This window comes from Enterococcus camelliae (assembly GCF_042685105.1).
GTDB lineage: Bacteria > Bacillota > Bacilli > Lactobacillales > Enterococcaceae > Enterococcus_G > Enterococcus_G camelliae.
The window spans coordinates 1-18,845 of sequence record NZ_JBHUMO010000001.1 but is presented as its reverse complement, the minus strand read 5'-3'; the positions used below and the strand labels follow the sequence as shown (position 1 = coordinate 18,845).

Genomic DNA, 18,845 nt, shown 5'->3' with positions numbered 1-18,845 from the left:
GTTCATCATTTTCGTTCTCGTATGGTCAATCCTTTTAAGAAATTACGAGCAAAACTGTCTTTACAAGGCATATAATTCCGCTGTCCCGCTTTACGTAAGATAGCCCCAATTTCACTTGTTGACACATACAAGCCTGCCAGTTGTAAGCATGCTTGAATATCTTCACTTGTCATCTTTAAGGCAATCTTGATTTTTTTCATCATAACATTATTAACTTGCGCTTGTGTATCCATCTGATAGGGATGTGGTGGTGTAACCCCTTCTTTCGTCGGTTGCGGGCCTCTTTTATACAAGATTAATCCATTTAGGAACTGCTCCAGTGTTCGTCGATCACAGACGGCATCACGTGGCAAATCCGCTTCTGGATCTTGTTTCGTTAGCAAGACTCCTAATTCCGTTAACGTCAGTTCTTTTCCACCCAAACGAAAAATCTCAATCATCTCTGGATTGCTAATAGCTAATGCATACCGCAAACGAATTAAAATATCATTATTATTCAACTGTTTCTCCCCTCTGATTGACACCTGCTTGACATAGAATACCAATCCAATTATTTACACTTTGCTAATTTCAGCTTACTATTGGTATGATAGCATGTCCCTACGAAAAAAGGAGCAACCTGGCTAAAAAAAGCCTCCTTCCCTAGAAAAGAATACTTTTTCGACAATGGAAACAACTGTAGACATGCTAAAATAAGCCTATGTAACGCACTGTAGACAGACAGTTTTCCAAATTTCCTATATGCTTCATTTACTAGGAGGAATCAAATTGAACTTTAGCAGACAGTTAAAAAAATATCGTGAGTTACATAATTTTTCTCAAGAAGAGTTAGCGGAAAGAATTTATGTCACTCGCCAAACAATTTCCAAATGGGAAAATGATAAAACCTACCCAGATATTCACAACTTAATCGCGTTAAGCGTTCTTTTTGAGATTACCCTAGATGAACTAGTCAAAGGAGACGTGGCAACGATGAAAAAAATGGTCAACAGTGAACACATGGACAAAAACACAAAAGGTATGCTTTTCTTTATCCTACTGGCATTGATAGTAGGCGTACCCAGTATCACTATTTTTGGTGCAAAGGGATACATCCCATTTGGAATATTGTGGGGAATCAGCATGGTATTTGCACTAAAAATAGAAAAAGAAAAGAAGAAAGCTAATGTAAAGACGCTAAAAGAAATCATTGCCTTTACTGAAGGAAATCCAAACTTAGAAACATTGCAAAAACAAAGAAATAATAGAAAATATTTTGTCGAAAAACTCACTATTGTACTTGCATTTACGGCAATTGCAGCCATCTTAGCCTTGGCGATTGTATACGCAACAGAACTTTTTATGAAGATATAGGTATACCATCCAAATAACAATAAATGATGCGGTAGAGTCGTCAATTGACTGTCTCCACCGCATCAACATACACTACAAAAATTGTTTTAACGTATATACTGCCCCAATCATTCCAGCATCATTTTGCAATTTAGTTGGAATAATAGGAATCTGAATAATATTTTTTAGCCGATGAAAACTTTCATGTTTGCTTAATAATTCCTCTAATCGCTGTTTCAATTGATTACTGAATTCTTCATTTCCACTGATTCCACCGCCAATTAAAATAGCCTCAGGATCAAAATTGCACATCAGATTCATAAGTCCTACACTTAAATCGGTATAAAACTGTTCTAATACCGACTGAGCAACTTTTTCCCCATTTTTTGCTCGGTTCATTATTTCAAAAGCATCATATACATCTACATCCTCAGCTTCTAAATTCTCCAGATGTTTTTTAAGATTGTATTGATGACACAAACCGCCAACGACTGCTGCTCGTTGATTATATGAAACCTTTTCTATATCTTCTTCAGGTAAACGATCAATTAACATCCAACCAAATTCTCCAGCCATACCATGGGCACCACTGAATAATTTTCCATCGATAACGATTCCACCACCAATTCCAGTACCCAGAACGACACATAAATAATTTTCGAAATCTTTTGCGTTCCCTATCCACTTTTCTGCAATAGCTACTGCATTCGCATCATTAATAATTGATATAGGAAGATTCACCTTCTCCTCTAATACCATTTTTAAATTTGTTCCATATAAACTGTGAATAGACCCAGCTGTGGTCATCAATCCATTTTTTTGAATGATTCCGGGGGCACTAATTCCTACTCCGTCAATTTCTTCATCTTTATAATTATCTATAATGGTCACTAGTTGGTGAATCAAGTCATCCTTTATGTGACTCGTTTGAACTGAATTTTTAGTAGACACTCTCCCTTGATCATCCACCAATCCGTATTTAATGGTTGTTCCACCTATATCTATCCCGATAAACACTACACTTACCTCTTTTCATTTAACTCGTATCGTTTAATTATTTGTTGAAATAACCATGAATTTACCACTATACACGTACCTAAGCCCCAAAAAAGCCACACTAGAAAGAGCTTATGGACAAAAATACCACCTATAAAATACAAGAACCATACTCCAAAAATTAAAATTGCAGAAGGAACATATTGCAAAACAAGAAAGAAAGAATTTTTTAAGGTAATAAGAGCATTATTTTCAAATCGAGAAAGAAGTGGAAATACTATCATACAGGTCATCATGAAAATGGTAAATAAAAGTAGCATTGGATATTGAATCCAACTAAATTTGCTAACAAAAGGAATGCTAACTATCAGTATAAAAATAACAACTAAATAGCTGCACCATATTTTCGTCGCGTTCCAGAAATTCTTTTTAAATGACTTAAAGTATTCTTTTGATATTGATTGTCCCTTCTGTTCGATTATGCCAAATGCTACTGTATATCCAGCAGTCAAAGCTGCGCCAATCGTAATTAAAGGAATGGAAGAAAGAATCATAATGATTGTTAGTACTAATAAGTCACTGCACAGTTGCATTATCTGATATATTTTCCCGTTTGAATCAAACCATCCATTCATTCTTTCTTCTCCTCCATTGCTTATATCTTATTCATCTAAACCCAATTTTTTCTTATTTTCAGCTATTTTTTCATTTCTTACTTTATTAATTGCTTCAATATTGTTATCCTTTTGGAATGTTTTGTATTTTTTCAAAATTGACTCTAATTGCTCATCGCTATCTGAACGCAACATTCCCACAAGAGTGGTTCCCCAATTTGTTTGAACTGCACTCAAGGCACGTGCTTCTTGTGTTCCAGAATCCGGTCCAATGTTTTCTGTTACAAATTGAGATTTTAATTTTCCTGTACCCCATTCTTGCATTTGTTTTACAGCAGATACATAAGAATCTGGATTTAGTGCTTTGTATCGATCGTGCCCAAATTGAATAAACTCACCAATTCGGTATTCTTTTTGCCATTTTTCAGGTTCATTACTTTGTACTTGGCTAGCAGATTCAGTCCAATGAACCGTACCATCAGCATCTTTAGTATAAGTTTGTCCTTCAATACCAAAGTTCGTTAACATTTGACCTTCTTCACTAAGTAAATAGGTGAATACTTGCATAGCTTTTGCTGGATCTTTGCTTTGTTTACTAATGTAGTTAATCATCCACCCAGAAATTCCCGCTTGTGACAGTGTTGCTTTGCGTCCTTTTGTACTTTGAATACCATTTACTGCAATATATGCGGAGTTTGGATTAGATGAAGCAAATGTTTGAAGAGCAATCCCTTGATTGACGAAAGAACCCATCATTATTGTTGCATATTTTCCTGTTTGAACTTTTTCTTTAAATTTATCTCCATCATCCGTGAAAGAATCATCACTTATATTTCCATCTTGATGTACTTGTCGGAATGCTTTGACCCAGTTGATATAGTCTTCATCCAGATTGCGGTCATAGTATTTTCCATCTTTTGTATATGGAACACCCAACATATCTTGGACAACTCCATCCATCGATCCATTTGATGAACCGTCCGAAGCAAAGTCATTAAAGCCAAAAGGAATCAAATCAGGAAATTTTTCCTTAATTAATTTCATTGCCTTTACAAAGTTCTCTGGTGTTGTCATATCTGGTTTACCAATGGCTTCGTATACATCTTTTCGAATAATAAACGCATCGCGAGTATAAATATTCCCACTATCGTAATCCGCTTGTGTATTAGAATAATCTGGGTAGCCATATGTTTTGTCATCAGATAATTTATACCAATTAAGTGTATCTTTACTTGCTACATTGTAAAAATATGGATCATATTTATCAGCTAAATCTTGTAATGAATATGCCCAGGTATTTGCTTTACGTGCCACAGAAGAGTTGGAATCAAAGACTGACACAATATCCGGCATATCTCCACCAGCAAAATACGTGTTTAATTTTGTATCATCACCTGTTATAAATTTGATGTTAATATTCAAATCTTCTTTTATTTTTTTTGTTACCATATCTTTGCCAAACTCAGTATTCCACCAGTCAGCATTTACATACCAAGTTAGTGTCGTTGTTTCTTTTTTTGTATCGATTTTCCATGCTGGTGTTTCTTTGTCTATTTTGTATCTTTTGGATATCGATGGTAACTTCGCCGAACCACTTTCGTTAGTATCTTTTTTGCTGCCACAAGCGGCTAAACTCATTATTAATCCACTCGCCAGCCCCAAAGTAAGTAATCCTTTTTTCCAATTTGCTTTCATTACTATTTTTCCTCCTATTCTTTAACCGCACCTAACATCATTCCTGAAATAAAGTGCTTTTGTAATAATGGATAGATAATTAAAATTGGTACAGTCGTAACAACAATCGTAGCCAATTGAATCCCTTTAGAAGTCGTGCCTATTTCGATTGCTGCATTCAATCCTTGTGATGAAGCAGCTTGTGATTGTGTAATAATTTCGTACAATTTCATTTGCAACGGATAAAGTGCTTTATCTGTCACATACAATTTGGCTGTCATAAAATCATTCCATTGCCATACGCCATGGAATAACGCAATTGTAGCCAATGCTGGTTTCGAAAGCGGCAAAAATATTTTTTGAAAAACTAACCAATCGCTCGCACCATCAATTTTGGCTGATTCTTCCAATGATATTGGAACATCTCGGAAAAAGTTCATCAGAATAATGACATCGTAATAACTCAACAAAGATGGAATGATATAAACCCAAAACGTATTTAACAATCCCAATGATTTGATTAATAAATAAGTCGGTATCATCCCTCCTGAAAACAGCATTGTTATTAATCCTAGACTAGAATAAAGATTTCTACCTTTTAGCCCTCTTTTACTCAATGCATAGGCCACTATGGCACAAAATGCCGTGTGTGCTAAAACACCAATAACCGTCTTAGAAACAGAGATAAATAACGCTGACCATAAACTACTATCACTCAACACACGAATATAATTATCTAACGATGTTTCTTCAGGCCAAAAAATAAAATTGCCTTTAGCTAACGCATCGCTCGTTGCAAATGAAGAGGCAACAATATTCCAAATAGGTACGATGATAATGATGGTAAATAATATGAGTAAGCAAATATTTATTACATTAAATATTTGACTATCTTTATCTTTTATCCTTTTTGCACCACTACTTCTTGTTTTCATCTAAACTGTTCACCTCTCTATAGTACAGATTGATTATCATTTAATTTTTTGGTAACAAAATTAGTAACTACCAATAAAATAAGAGATATTACTGAAATGCCTAATCCTACTGCAGTTGCATAAGAAAAATCGCCTTGCATTAACCCAATACGATACACGTAAGAATTGATAACTTCAGATCTGGGTTGATTTTGAGAATTCATTAAGACAAGTGTTTGATCCAAATTGGAATTAAGTAGGCCACTTATAGTAAGAATTAAGTTTAAGGAAATAATATTTCGAATCATTGGAATTGTAATACTCCAAATCTGACGTAGACGGCTCGCACCATCCATTTTCGCAGCCTCGTAATACGTTGGATCGATTTTGGCCATTGTTGCAAGATAAAGAATGGTTCCCCACCCAGCTTCTTTCCAAACATCAGAGATTGAAGCAATCCACCAATATTTACCTGCATCTAGCATATGATTACTTTGTGATTGAATACCAATCAGACTAAGTAACTGATTGAACATCCCATTCGAAGAAAACCAAGTAATTAACATCCCACCTAAGATAATCCATGATAGAAAATGGGGAAGATAAGAAATCGTTTGAACCACGCGCTTAAAGACGCTATCGCGAAGCTCATAAATCATAACCGCTATAATAATTGGTAAAACAAAACCAAACAATAATTTCAAAAAACTAATACCTAACGTATTAACTACTGATTGCCAAAAATATTTATCATTCATAATTACCTTGAAGTTATCCAAACCAACCCATTGTGCGTTCTGAATTGTATCAATAACTGTGTAATTCTTAAAAGCAATGACTAATCCATATATCGGAATAAAATTAAAAATAATCATGTAAATCACACCAGAAAGTGCCATACCTTGTAATTGCCATTGTCTCTGAAAATCGTGACCGAATCGTTTTACCCGATTCGTTGCTACTCTTTTTTTCCCTTCCATTTAACTTGCCCCTCTCAATAAAAACGTTTTTATTTTTTGGTCTATTCAATCATTCTTGTACTTTCCCTCTCAATAAGCCGAGTAGGTAGCTGATAACTTGCTCCACTCCCTTGTTCATTAATTAAATCCACAAGAACTTTAACGGCTTGCTTCCCCTGTTCTTCAATAGGATTATCGATTGTCGTAAGCGAAGGCTTAAAATAACGCAATGCATCAATATTGTCGAATCCGACAACGCTAAAATCAGCTGGTACTTGATACCCTTTGGCGAATATCCCCTGAATGATTCCTAACGCACTTAAGTCATTCCCACCAATTATGGCTGTTGGATAGTCTTTTTTAGATAGCTTTTCTAAAAGATCAATAACCCGTTTATAGCTAGTCTGTTCATTAAAATCACCATCCACTATGTAATTGGATTCAAGTGGTATTCCATGCTCTTTAAGTGATGCTAGGTAGCCACGAAAACGCTCTTCACTATCATAGACACCTTGCGGACCCTTAAAGAAAGCAATTTTATTATGATTCAGTGATAACAAATAATCGGTTAGTTGTTTTCCTGCTTGAAATGAATCAAAAGTAATACTACTAATCCCCTCATCACAAATTAAACGATCAATAAAAACAGCTTTTAGTCCTTCTCTTTTAATCGCTGCTAAATCTGAAACATCAATCATATCTTCAAATCCAATCAAACCATCCACCGTGTGTCCAAACATATGATTTCGCAATACATTTTTATCTGCGGATATAATGATGCTCACTCCATAACCAAAACGCTCCGCTTCTTGAGAAATAGCTTGAACTAAAACGCTAAAAAATGGACCAACAATCGTATGCGTATAAAATCCCAACATTTTCGTTCGCTGGGCTTTTAATTGTTTCCCTCTCAAGTTTGGTACATAATGTAAATTTTTCGCCGCTTCTACAATTCTTTTTTTTGTTTCTGGGCGTACAACATCCACACCATTTAATGCCTTCGAGACAGTTGCGATTGAAACTTGGGCTTCACGAGCTACATCCCGAATAGTTATTTTCTGTCCCATCATGAACACCTCTTCACTGAAAACGTTTTTACTATGTAAGTATAAATAAAAACGTTTTCAAATTCAATGAGTCCTGATCAAATTGGTTGTCGTTCCGTCAATTTGAAAGAGACAGTCAGGTTGGTACAAGTTGTACCAAATTGACTGAATTTTCTTTACATGTCCTTGAATTCTATCCAACAAAGCACGGGGCACTCCATACGATACGCTTACTACTTTCACCAATGAAAAAGGTCACTCTGCCAAGTTCAATTTGTTTGGTCAAATCAGCATGAACATATTTCAAATCTTTTTTATCAATAGTAAAGGTAATATCAACTTTTTGCTGGGGTTCTAATTTTACAACCTTCACATCTAATAATTCAATCATCGGTCTTACCACTGTGGTAACTTCATCCCGCATATAGAGTTGAACAATTGAGTGTGTTGGAATAGTTGCATCATTACTCACCGTCATTGTTAATCTAGTCGAGCATTCATCTGATAGCTGATTGGTCGATAGTTGAATATCCTTCCAACTTACTGTGGCATATTGCAATCCAAAACCAAATTCATAGAGAGGATCATTTGAACAATCCAAATATTTCGAAAGATATTTTTCTTGATAATTTGTTTGAGTAAGTGGTCGACCTGTCTCCATTTGTTGATATGTCAAAGGAAGCTGTCCTTCATTCTGTGGAAAGGACATCGGTAGTCTCCCTGAAAAATCAAAGTCTCCTGTTAATAATTGTGCTAATATGTGTCCTGCCTCACTGCCTGGAAACCAAGCCATAACTAACCCATCAACTTTTGGTTCAATATCTGTTAAAACTAATGGTCGGCCAGCAAAAATTACCGCAATCGTTACTTTCCCCATTTTGTGAAGTTCATCCAACCATAATTGATCTTCGAAAGGCACTCTTAAATGAACCTTGCTAGCAGCTTCCCCAGTTTCTTCACTCGTTTCCCCTATCGCTACGATTATTTTGTCCGCTTCCTGAATCGCTCTCACAACTTCTGCATCTTGCAATCGTTCAGATGGTGTTCCTTTAATGAATGTCAATGTATCATTGCCACCATCGACCAATCCTTGTTTTAAAGAAATAGCCATCTCTTGTTTTCCAATCCATGACCAAGCTCCTAAAACATCTTGCGAATCGGCCTTTGATCCTAACAAAACAATTTTTTCATTTTTCTTGAGCGGTAATACTTGATGTTCGTTTTTTAATAAAACAGGTGTCCGAATTGCTATTTCATTATTCACTTTTCTATATTCATTCGAATGTACACGACTATTCATTGAACGATATGGATTTTCAAATAAATTCAATTCATTTTTTACCATTAAAATACGCCAAACTGCTTGGTCCAATAACTCTTCCCAACCATTTTCACTTACTAAATGTTCTAAGTGTTCATGATAACAATTGGACATCATTTCAATTTCTATTCCAGCTTGGAATGCAAGTTTAGCTGCCTCGCTACTATTCTCAGCTACACGATGGGCACAGAGTTCTTGGACAGCCCCCCAATCTGAAATGACAACCCCTTCAAATTTCAATAACTCTCGTAATACATGTTGAATAAGTGGGCGATTTGCGGTCATAGGTACCCCAGATACGCTTTGAAAAGCCGTCATGACAAATTTTGCTCCCGCTTCGATTGCTTGTTGAAAAGCAGGCAGATAATTTTGATACAACTCAACATCCGATAAGTTGGCCTCATTGTAATCACGACCGCCTTTAGCAGCACCATATCCAACAAAATGTTTCACACAAGAGGCAATCTTGTTGGGATCATCCAGACTTTCCCCTTGATAGCCACGAACATAGGCTGCGGTCAAGCGTGCTGCCAATCTGGGGTCCTCTCCACTACTTTCCAGCACTCTGCCCCATCTTGCATCGGTTACATGATCAGCCATAGGGGAAAATGTCACGTGAATGCCAGCATCGGCTGCCTCTTTTGCCGAATAGTGAGCCATTCTTTCTACAACTTTCTCATCAAACGAAGCTGCTAATGCTAAAGGAATGGGGAAAATATGCTCATATCCATGGATGACGTCTGCCATAAAAAGTAGCGGTATTTTATGTTTACTACGTTGCAAATATTTTTTTTGAATCATTTCGACCTGTTCTCGAGTATGGGTACCTAGCACTGATCCAACTTGATACAATGCTCGCTTGTCTAAGTTCCAAGCTTGAGCTGGTCCTGTCACTTCTCCCTCACTATCAAAAAAATCTGGTGTAATTTGAATCAACTGTCCAATTTTTTCTTCAATAGAGAGGGAGTTCATAAGATTCAACAAGTTTTTTTCATTCATTCAACAGATACCTCATTTTTTGCAATGATCCCTTGATACCAAGCGAATGAATCTTTTTTTAATCGTTTTAAACTTCCATTTCCTTGATTATCTTTATCAACATAAATAAAGCCATAGCGTTTTTCCATTTCTCCACTTCCAAAACTTACTATATCAATGATTCCCCATGGAGTATACCCCATTAAATCAACACCATCTTCCGAAATAGCAAGTGCCATCTGCTTGATATGTTCTTCTAAGTAAGCAATACGATATGGATCATGAATTTGTTGATTTTCCAATTTATCATATGCCCCAAAGCCGTTTTCAACGATAAATAACGGTAATTGATATCGTTCATAAACGATATTAAGTGTATATCTTAGCCCTACAGGATCAATTTGCCAGCCCCAGTCACTTGCCTTCACATAAGGATTATTGACTATTTTGGCATTTGGATAGTCAGAAATTTTTTCCCCTTTTGGTTCTGATAAGGTAGTCACAGCTCCTGACATGTAATAACTAAATCCTATATAATCAACTGTTCCTGCTTTTAAAGCATCCAATTCTTCCTGCGAGTACTGTATCTGGTATCCTTTCTTCTTCCAATCATTTAATGCATAAGCTGGTATCTCACCGCGTACATGAACATCACTGTAAAAAAAACGACGATCCATGACTTTTACAGAGGCCATCATGTCATCTGGATGACAACTATACGGATACACAGGGACATATGCCATCATGCAACCAATTTGAAAATCTGGATTAATTTTCTTTCCAAGTGCGACAACCTTTGCACTTGCTATCAATTCATTTAGTCCGGCTTGAAAAATTTTTTCCTCCTTATTGTCGGTTTCCTCTAGCAAAACTGCGGAATTTGTCCATGTATGTAGATCATGTTGTCCATCTGCCTGATTATTAATTTCGTTAAACGTCATCCAATATTTCACCTTGTGCTTGTATCGTTTCATGACAGTCTCAGCATAATGAACAAAAAAGTCAATTAATTTTTTATTGGTAAATCCACCATATACTTCATATAAATGATAGGGAATTTCAAAATGTGACAAGGTGATGACAGGTTCAATGCCGTTCGCTAGCAGGGTATCAAATAATCGATCATAATAAGCAAGTCCGGCTTCATTAGGTTGTTCTTCATCACCATTCGGAAAGATTCTTGACCAGGCAATCGATGTTCGAAAAGCTTTCAAACCAAGCTCTTTAAATAATTGGATATCCTCTTGATAGTGATGGTAAAAGTCAATAGCTTCATGATTTGGGTAGTATTCATTAGGAAGAACACCTTGGGTAATCTTACGAGCAATCCCATTTCCTCCAGCGGTCATCACATCAGCAATACTCACACCCTTACCATCGACATCCCACGCACCCTCTACTTGGTGAGCAGCAACTGCCCCACCCCATAAAAATGAATCTGGAAATTTTATCTTCATACTTTACATCCTCTCAATTAATACTCATTTTCTTCACTATAGGCAATGAGAGGGCTTACTTCAATGTGTAACGCTCATTATGGTCGTTGTTCCATCAATCCGAAAAAAAAACCAGTATGGTACAACATGTACCATACTGGTTTCATTTTTCTATCGACAAACGATAATTTTCAGAGAGTGCTTCTACCAAAAAAACACTTGGCAATTGACTCGTCAAATCTTCATACTGATGAATTCGGTGGACAACTGTTTTATAATCTAAAACAATATCAGACATTTGAGCTAAAGTTGATGATTGGTCACCCGTAATTGAAACAACAAAAAAATCATCTTTGTTACAAAAGCCATTAACCATCTCCACCATTTCGGTTGTTCTTCCTGTTACAGATAAAACAATAATGACATTTTCACTCGTGTTTTCCAATTTTGCAAAAATTGGATAGGTTGGATCGACAAGTGCATAGGTGTTCAATCCCAATGTTGCAAACCGTCTTGCAGCATATTTACAAATGGTTCCAGATGCGCCTATTCCAAAGAAAATGACATTCTCAGCAGACATAAGTTTTTCAGAAACTGTCGTTAATTTTGTATCTAAATCACGCGGAAAATTTTCTTCTTTTAGCAAATTAAAGGTGCCAAACAATGATGATTTTTGACTAGTAGGGACCTTAAATTGCGTACGAAATTCCGTAAAACTCTGATAACCCAGTTTTCGAATAAAGCGCATGACTGACGAAGCAGAAGTATGCGATTCATTTGCGATATCTCTCACTCTCATATATGGAATCCGGTCACTCGAACTCGACATAAAGTGATAGATTGATCGATCAGTATCAGATAGTTGATTAAAATCTATGTTTCCAAAAAATGACACAACCACCCCTCCTTATACTACTTTTTAAGGCAAATCATTTCCGGCTGCAAAATAAATGTCGTACCATTCTTGTTTTGTTAACACAATCTCACTTCCGACAACACTATCAGCTATTCGTTTAGGATTCATTGTTCCTAAAATCACTTGCATTTGTGCTGGATGCCGTAAAATCCATGCAGTCGCAATTGCATTTTTGGTCACATTGTATTTCTCTGCAAGAGTTTGCATGCACGTGTTTAATTCAGAAAATTGTTCATTATCAATAAAAACCCCTTCAAAAAAACCATATTGAAATGGTGACCACGCTTGAATCGTCACTCCTTTGCGGCGAGAAAATTCTAAAATGCCACCATCATGGTCAATCGACCGTGAATCGAGCATGTTAACATGCAATCCCGCATCAACCATCCCAGTGTGCATAATGCTAAACTGCAACTGATTGATGACCAATTTTTGATGGACGGCCTCCTGTACCAACTTGTATTGTTCCGGATGAAAATTTGACACACCAAAGTGCCGTACCTTACCAGAAGTCTGTAATATATCAAATGTTTCTGCTATTTCATCCGGTTCCATCAATGGATCTGGACGATGGAGTAAATAACTGTCTAAATACTCAATGCCCATTCGTTGCAAAATTCCATCGACGGAAGCCAAAAGATGTTTCTTAGAAAAGTCAAACCGTTGACCAGGAACAATGCCCCCCTTGGATTGAATGAAAAGTTCCTCTCTTTTCACTGATCCTCGCTTCAATACTTCACCAAAGACTACTTCTGATTGACCATTACCATACATGTCTGCCGAATCGATAAAGTTAATACCTGCCTCCATGGCTGTTTGCACTGCTTTTTCTGCCTTTGTCACTTCTAAATTAGCCATCCGCATAATTCCTAAAGCCACTGCTGACGCCTGCCAGCTCGTTTGGCCAATTGACCGTTTTAACATGTAAAAACCTCCTTGGAATGTACACACGAGAGATCCATGTGTTTGGTTATATGAAAAAGTATAGCATTGAATCACTACAAGAATACAATCTTTGTTCTTTTCGACATAAGATGAAAAACTAGTTTTATATGAAAAAATTGAACATTTTACTCCCCTGTTAAAAATTCATACATATTTGGTTCAACAGTGTCCTTCAAATTGAATTCCATTTCAACTACATTTCTCTTTATCCCTTGTGTTGTCATTTTCTGTATTTGTCTAATTGTTTTAATATCCGGAGTCATTTCACCAAGATAATAAAAATCAATTTCAGTATCTTTTTTACTATACCGACGCTTAACAAATAGATGAATATTCCAATCCTCACTTGATTTTAGTAACTTAACCTCTGGAGAATCAATAGTACGAGGTGACTTTGTAAACCATTTAAATCTTGTTGGATCTAAAAATTCATCTTCATATACCATCTGAGCAGCTTTAAAATCTTCTCCTTTGTCTAGCGTTACAAATATTACAAAGTGATTATTACTGTATGTGTATCCTCCGATGCTCTGCTCATTCTGGTTAAATACCATATTTAAAGCACGTAATGCATCTTTTCTACGATAACGTTTATAGAGCGTTAAAGCTTTTGTACTATCAAATTCCCATGCATTGTTTAATCCAACCCTTAAAGTGTCTACTACCAATTTGAAGAAATATTCATGTTTCATCATATCTCTAAAACTATGTGTCATCTCTAATCTTGTTCCGTTAATTATAAACAACTGAATATTATCATAGTTCGCTCTAACCGTAGATACATAAAAAGATGAATCCAAAACTTTATAAATTGTTTCAAGTATACGCTCATTGTATTTTAAATTATTTCTATCTAGTAATTCAGTTATTTCTTCAAAAGCCATAGCTGATTTTCTTTTAGAAATAATCTCCAACATAATGACCAGTTCATGCGGTCTTACTCCACTAATGAATTCATTAGATAAAAATTTTAAAGCATTCTCTTCAGCCGAAGATAAAAGCGAATCATTTTCACGTAACTTTTTTAAAAAATGGTAATAGGTCTTCTCTCTACGAATGATAACGGATGGTTCGACACTCCCCATACGCTGAAAATCTTCTAAAAAAGGGGTAGCATTCAACCGATTTTTCAAACGAAAATATTCATTTTTTATTTCTCCAAACGAATCTAATTTTGCTTGGTCAATCGACCGAAAAATACGTTCTTTAGCTACTCTTTCAAAATTCACCAGAGACAATCCTTTTATATAAGTCGAGTCGATTGTATCTCTTCGGACATTGTTTTTATTTCTAGAATTGTCTCCAGATAACGCAATCGGAATCATATAATTATTTTTATAATTACCAATAAAATCAATAACCGTGACAAATTCTTTCGAACTATCTTTTCTAAGACCGCGTCCTAGTTGTTGGATAAACACGATACTCGATTCTGTACTTCTTAACATAACAATTTGATTTACTTTAGGAATATCAATTCCCTCATTAAAAACATCAACAGTGAATATATAGCTTATTTCACCATTTTCTAGACGTCTAATTTCATTTTCCCTAACGATAATGGAATCCTCGCCTGATAAATAAGAGCTTGCAATTCCATGAATATTAAACTGTATAGCTAGCTGTTTTGCTTCCTCTTTTCGGCTGCAAAAAACCAAACCTTTTGGTGTATTTCCAGAGCAACCATAGTAATTAAGTTTATTTATCAAAAACTGAACTCTTTGCTCATTGGTCAGCTGTGAAATAGTTGAATTTTCATGAATAACACTGCCATCTTTTTCATAGTCTGTTACAGCAAAATAATGAAATGGGCATAAAAAATCTTCTTCTAAAGCTTCTTGTAGTCTAATTTCATAGGCAATATTGTAGTCAAATAACTCAAAAATATTAAATCCATCTGTTCTTTCTGGAGTTGCAGTCATACCTAATAAAAATTGAGGATGAAAATAATCGATTATTTTTTTATACGAAGCTGCACCTGCCTTATGAACTTCATCAATCAATATATAATCAAAAGCATTTTTTTCAAACAGCTTATAATAGTTTTCTTTGGAAATAGTTTGAATTGTAGCAAATAGATATTTAGCACTAATCTTTTTTTCAGTACCTGATAACATGCCAAAATCTGAGTCATTTCCCCCAATAATTTTTTTAAACGATTCCATAGATTTCTTCAATATTTGTTCTCTATGAACGACAAAAAGCACTCTATGCGGCTTTAATTGTGCTACATCAAAAGCTGCTAGATAGGTTTTACCAGTACCTGTAGCAGAAATAACCAATCCTTTTGTCGCTTTCTTTTCTTCTCTTAGTAAACGCAAATTGTCTAATGCTAGTTTTTGCATTTTATTTGGGAGAATATAATCAGATTCATCTTTCTCGTCAGCAACGAGTAATTTTGCCGTATAACGGATATTCATTTCAGGATGAAAAGACCTTCTAAATCCCGCTAACCAAGTTTCTGTTAGTTTCTCTGCTTGCTCCCATTCTTCAATCAAATGATTTTGAATAGTTGATAATAATTCACCATTATCATATGAATTTAGTTTTATATTCCACTCATAATTTATTTTTAATGCATTCATTGTTAAATTTGAACTTCCTATGATAAAGGTTTGATAGTCTTTCATATCAAATAAATATCCCTTGGAATGAAATCCTTGTTTCTTGGAAATTCGAACTTCTACGTTAGGAATTTGCATTAGCGATTGAAAAACATCTGGATTATTAAATCCTAAATATGTGGAAGTTAATATTCTTCCAGAAATACCCCTGCTTGCCAAATCAGCCATTTGTGTTTTTATAGCATCTAAACCTGCTTGAGTTATAAATGCAACAGAAATAAAAAAAGAAGAGCATTTAGTCAAATCATTTTGAAGAAGTGTTAAAAAGTAAGTATTTTTTTCAGGATCATTTATAATAAATTTCGGATTTAGTTTTTCACTGATCACTGACTTATCAACAAAAGCTTTTTGTAATGCATTAGTTAAAAAATCCATACTATCCAATTCCTTCATGTACTATTTTATTAACAGTTGGTAAATCAGCGGGTGCCCAATTTAGCTCTTTTATCTCTTTTGATGCCAACCATTTAATTGCAATGTGTTCCGTCAATTCTGGCTCTCCATGAATAAGGTAACAAACAAAAGTTGTGAGATTGACAACACCAAAATCATATTCAAAATGGCAAAACGCAAACTCAGTATTTTCGATGGAAACAGAAATTTTTAATTCTTCTTTTAATTCTCTAGCAAGGGCTTCTATTTTCGTTTCACCGGTCTCTATCTTGCCGCCGGGAAATTCCCATAAATGAGCCAGGTTTCTACCAGGTCCCCTTTGACAACATAGGATTTTATTATCTTTCACCAAAACAGCACCTACGACATTAATTTCCTTTTTCATCTTCTTGCAACGCCTCCATCGCCCCATATTTTGTTAGTGCTCGCTCAATTTCCGCCTTTAATTCTTGCACGTTTAGAAGAGGAGCCATAATTACTGGGTAATTCTTATTCAATTCAAACACTACACGACGTCCATATCGTTCATCAGTACCTAAATCGGGGCGATTTTTGATTTTTTTCTTCATAATCTTCGACAATCCTTCGTCCTCAATTATGGATAAAAAATTTACAATAAACGGGCCATTTCTAAATATTGAGTATTTTATCAAATAATTAAACATATCAAAATTGTGGTACACACTATTTAAATAGTGTTCCCACTCTTGCTCCATAAAGTCTTTATCTTGACCGTACTCAGCAACGAGAATACATTTGTATACGTAATTTTCCCAATCAAACTTTTTTAATACAATGTTCTCAAAATTTTTTTGACTATCTAGTACTTCTGGATAGTTCTGAACAATGTAGGAACGTTTGTACAAACAAAATACGGAATACCAAAAACGACTGTTCAAATGAATGTCTCGATCAAGTTGAATGTAAAATTTTCTTAATATCGTAACGGCTTCTTTAAATTTTTCAAAACGATCATTTCCAAGAGCCAAATAGATTGGAAAGTCAGGTAATTCATCAACAGATACTGACTCTTCTGAAAAATAGTCGGCATTCTTATCAATTTCATCTTTTACAAAATCTTCGTAAATTCTATTTAAATCAAAACGTTCAGCTAATAGTTTAATCTCCATTTTTTGATAACTCCTTTATAGACTCTGTATACTTTTCTATCAAATCTGGTGCTATCTTTTGGATGACATCATCTACCTGATCATAACTAATTTCATGCAAATATTTATTAAGCATTAGAGACTTTAATTTTTCGTGTAATGGCTTTTCTATAGTAGCCATGTTATCAAGTTCTACTAGTTCATTTGAATTTTGATAAGCATTTACAAATTCTCGAAGAGCGCGTTCTAATCCTATATAAAGATACATGTTCTTTACATTTTTATTTATAGCTAAAGAATCAAGCGCTAGTTCTTTTGTTCTAAATTGTAAGTTAATACATTCATCATTTAGTTTGATTGTAAAATCTGTGGGTAGGTCCTCATTAATTCCTTGTTCAAATAAATCAAGTGCTTTTGGGTCATCTCCAATAAACTCAACAACGTTCGAATAACCTAAAAGGGTATTTTTTCTTAACTCAATTTGTGCTCGTATTTTTTTATAAAATGAATTTAATTCTTCTGCATGAGCAAAATTTATAGGTCTTTCAGATAAAATTTGAAGTTGTATTTTCGTTCTACTTGTTAAACTCAAGCGGCTTTTTTGAATCGTTATCTCTCTTTGATCACCATTTAAAGGAACTACTAAATTGTCATTGGACTGAATAATTAAATAATATCTGGCATTACCTAATGTCACTTGATTTTGGAGAAAATAAGAACTTAAAAAATAACTTAACCGGAATGTGTAGGTCGTTTTTGTTTCATCGATAATGAACACATCAAGCTTAAAATCATTCTCAGTGTAACTTGTTGAAGTATTAGATAGGATTGGATAGGGAAAGACTGCATCTTTTGTGTAGATCATTTTACTACCTCCAATCTATAAACAAATTTCAAAGGATTCATCCCAACAGTTCTTTTATTAAATTGTAAACTAAGAATATTATCCACAATGTCAACAGAATAAATTGTAAAACTATCGTAATTATAATTTTTTTCGGTCACTCCATCCTTAATGGAACTGTAGTAATCCACCAAATCAAATTCATGGTCGTATTCTCTTCCATCCCCATCAACCACACGGTAACTCAAATTAACTTGTTCAATTTTTTGTTCAATCCCATTTAGATCGATTTCAATTCTTTCAAAATCAGGAAAGTCCATTCTATGAACGGATTCTGCAGGTATGATATATGAATCATTCTGATTCACATCATCATTTTTTACTTTTAACTTCTTTGGCTTTCGTTGCTTACTTCCAGTGTTTTTACTGTTTTCCCCACTATTTTCGGGGGAATTTCTTCGCTCTTGAATTTTTTTCTTACGAATTGATTTTCCATTTATCAGTTCCACTTTTTCAGAATAGTTATCTGATAAAGTGCTAGTAAATGCCTTATTTTGCTCATAAATTAAATCTGCCGTATCGATCTTTCCATCTGTCGGATATAAATCATTCATCTCTTTTTCTATAATTGCAACCAAATTTTTTGCTTAATTGCAATATCAAATGCATAAAAAAATCAAAAAACCTTTATAGACAGCGAATTACTCAATAATCCAGTGTTACCAACGATTTAACCCTTGTCTG

The 18,845-nt window shown here is 34.9% G+C and carries 17 protein-coding genes; 1 reads left to right on the top strand and 16 read right to left on the bottom strand.

Features of this window, described 5'->3' with window-relative positions:
- Positions 1-5: 5 nt before the first annotated feature.
- Positions 6-500, bottom strand: coding sequence for a YehS family protein (locus tag ACFSR0_RS00085; RefSeq protein ID WP_379978665.1), 495 nt, complete (start codon positions 498-500; stop codon positions 6-8).
- 268 nt (positions 501-768) lie between these two features.
- Between ACFSR0_RS00085 and ACFSR0_RS00080 the strand changes: the two genes are divergently transcribed.
- Complete coding sequence (locus ACFSR0_RS00080) at positions 769-1,353, top strand: helix-turn-helix domain-containing protein (RefSeq protein ID WP_379978663.1); 585 nt, start codon at positions 769-771, stop codon at positions 1,351-1,353.
- Between the two features lie 72 nt (positions 1,354-1,425).
- Here the strand turns inward: ACFSR0_RS00080 and ACFSR0_RS00075 are convergent, their stop codons facing one another.
- The 15 genes from ACFSR0_RS00075 to ACFSR0_RS00005 form a co-directional block, all read right to left on the bottom strand.
- The gene (locus ACFSR0_RS00075; RefSeq protein WP_379978661.1) at positions 1,426-2,349 is read right to left on the bottom strand and encodes an ROK family protein; all 924 of its coding nucleotides are present in this window, start codon (positions 2,347-2,349) and stop codon (positions 1,426-1,428) included.
- A gap of 5 nt (positions 2,350-2,354) precedes the next feature.
- The gene (locus ACFSR0_RS00070) at positions 2,355-2,963 is read right to left on the bottom strand and encodes a DUF624 domain-containing protein (RefSeq protein ID WP_379978659.1); all 609 of its coding nucleotides are present in this window, start codon (positions 2,961-2,963) and stop codon (positions 2,355-2,357) included.
- A 27-nt stretch (positions 2,964-2,990) separates the two neighbouring features.
- Positions 2,991-4,637, bottom strand: a complete 1,647-nt coding sequence (locus ACFSR0_RS00065) for a sugar ABC transporter substrate-binding protein (RefSeq protein WP_379978657.1) — start codon at positions 4,635-4,637, stop codon at positions 2,991-2,993.
- Positions 4,638-4,651: 14 nt separating this feature from the next.
- Positions 4,652-5,551 carry a carbohydrate ABC transporter permease gene (locus ACFSR0_RS00060; protein WP_379978655.1) on the bottom strand — a complete coding sequence of 300 codons (900 nt, stop codon included), beginning with the start codon at positions 5,549-5,551 and terminating at the stop codon, positions 4,652-4,654.
- Positions 5,552-5,568: 17 nt separating this feature from the next.
- Positions 5,569-6,510, bottom strand: coding sequence for an ABC transporter permease (locus ACFSR0_RS00055; protein ID WP_379978653.1), 942 nt, complete (start codon positions 6,508-6,510; stop codon positions 5,569-5,571).
- A 41-nt stretch (positions 6,511-6,551) separates the two neighbouring features.
- Positions 6,552-7,556: a LacI family DNA-binding transcriptional regulator gene (locus tag ACFSR0_RS00050; RefSeq protein ID WP_379978651.1), complete on the bottom strand. Its 1,005-nt coding sequence runs from the start codon at positions 7,554-7,556 to the stop codon at positions 6,552-6,554.
- 172 nt (positions 7,557-7,728) lie between these two features.
- Positions 7,729-9,855, bottom strand: coding sequence for a glycoside hydrolase family 3 N-terminal domain-containing protein (locus ACFSR0_RS00045; protein ID WP_379978649.1), 2,127 nt, complete (start codon positions 9,853-9,855; stop codon positions 7,729-7,731).
- Positions 9,852-11,291: a 6-phospho-beta-glucosidase gene (locus tag ACFSR0_RS00040; RefSeq protein ID WP_379978647.1), complete on the bottom strand. Its 1,440-nt coding sequence runs from the start codon at positions 11,289-11,291 to the stop codon at positions 9,852-9,854. The genes ACFSR0_RS00045 and ACFSR0_RS00040 overlap by 4 nt, the downstream gene beginning before the upstream one ends.
- Positions 11,292-11,433: 142 nt before the next feature.
- A complete protein-coding gene (locus ACFSR0_RS00035) occupies positions 11,434-12,165 on the bottom strand; it encodes a MurR/RpiR family transcriptional regulator (protein ID WP_379978645.1) in 732 nt (243 codons plus the stop codon).
- A 24-nt stretch (positions 12,166-12,189) separates the two neighbouring features.
- A complete protein-coding gene (locus tag ACFSR0_RS00030; protein WP_379978643.1) occupies positions 12,190-13,110 on the bottom strand; it encodes an aldo/keto reductase in 921 nt (306 codons plus the stop codon).
- A 146-nt stretch (positions 13,111-13,256) separates the two neighbouring features.
- A complete protein-coding gene (locus tag ACFSR0_RS00025) occupies positions 13,257-16,130 on the bottom strand; it encodes a DEAD/DEAH box helicase (RefSeq protein WP_379978641.1) in 2,874 nt (957 codons plus the stop codon).
- A gap of 1 nt (position 16,131) precedes the next feature.
- On the bottom strand, positions 16,132-16,533 hold the full coding sequence (locus tag ACFSR0_RS00020) for a (deoxy)nucleoside triphosphate pyrophosphohydrolase (protein WP_379978639.1): 402 nt from the start codon (positions 16,531-16,533) through the stop codon (positions 16,132-16,134).
- Entirely contained in the window at positions 16,517-17,278 is a 762-nt protein-coding gene (locus tag ACFSR0_RS00015; RefSeq protein WP_379978637.1) for a hypothetical protein, read from the bottom strand. The genes ACFSR0_RS00020 and ACFSR0_RS00015 overlap by 17 nt, the downstream gene beginning before the upstream one ends.
- Entirely contained in the window at positions 17,268-18,122 is an 855-nt protein-coding gene (locus ACFSR0_RS00010) for a hypothetical protein (RefSeq protein WP_379978635.1), read from the bottom strand. The genes ACFSR0_RS00015 and ACFSR0_RS00010 overlap by 11 nt, the downstream gene beginning before the upstream one ends.
- Positions 18,119-18,739 (bottom strand): hypothetical protein, encoded by a 621-nt coding sequence (locus ACFSR0_RS00005; RefSeq protein WP_379978633.1) that lies wholly within the window; start codon positions 18,737-18,739, stop codon positions 18,119-18,121. The genes ACFSR0_RS00010 and ACFSR0_RS00005 overlap by 4 nt, the downstream gene beginning before the upstream one ends.
- Between the last annotated feature and the right edge of the window lie 106 nt (positions 18,740-18,845).

What these genes read in the sequence shown, in the direction of transcription:
- ACFSR0_RS00070 (WP_379978659.1), bottom strand. Translation starts at nt 2,963, where the DNA reads ATGAATGGATGGTTTGATTCAAACGGGAAAATATATCAGATAATGCAA.
- ACFSR0_RS00065 (WP_379978657.1), bottom strand. Translation starts at nt 4,637, where the DNA reads ATGAAAGCAAATTGGAAAAAAGGATTACTTACTTTGGGGCTGGCGAGT.
- ACFSR0_RS00060 (WP_379978655.1), bottom strand. Translation starts at nt 5,551, where the DNA reads ATGAAAACAAGAAGTAGTGGTGCAAAAAGGATAAAAGATAAAGATAGT.
- ACFSR0_RS00055 (WP_379978653.1), bottom strand. Translation starts at nt 6,510, where the DNA reads ATGGAAGGGAAAAAAAGAGTAGCAACGAATCGGGTAAAACGATTCGGT.
- ACFSR0_RS00050 (WP_379978651.1), bottom strand. Translation starts at nt 7,556, where the DNA reads ATGGGACAGAAAATAACTATTCGGGATGTAGCTCGTGAAGCCCAAGTT.
- ACFSR0_RS00045 (WP_379978649.1), bottom strand. Translation starts at nt 9,855, where the DNA reads ATGAATGAAAAAAACTTGTTGAATCTTATGAACTCCCTCTCTATTGAA.
- ACFSR0_RS00040 (WP_379978647.1), bottom strand. Translation starts at nt 11,291, where the DNA reads ATGAAGATAAAATTTCCAGATTCATTTTTATGGGGTGGGGCAGTTGCT.
- ACFSR0_RS00030 (WP_379978643.1), bottom strand. Translation starts at nt 13,110, where the DNA reads ATGTTAAAACGGTCAATTGGCCAAACGAGCTGGCAGGCGTCAGCAGTG.
- ACFSR0_RS00025 (WP_379978641.1), bottom strand. Translation starts at nt 16,130, where the DNA reads ATGGATTTTTTAACTAATGCATTACAAAAAGCTTTTGTTGATAAGTCA.
- ACFSR0_RS00020 (WP_379978639.1), bottom strand. Translation starts at nt 16,533, where the DNA reads ATGAAAAAGGAAATTAATGTCGTAGGTGCTGTTTTGGTGAAAGATAAT.
- ACFSR0_RS00015 (WP_379978637.1), bottom strand. Translation starts at nt 17,278, where the DNA reads ATGGAGATTAAACTATTAGCTGAACGTTTTGATTTAAATAGAATTTAC.
- ACFSR0_RS00010 (WP_379978635.1), bottom strand. Translation starts at nt 18,122, where the DNA reads ATGATCTACACAAAAGATGCAGTCTTTCCCTATCCAATCCTATCTAAT.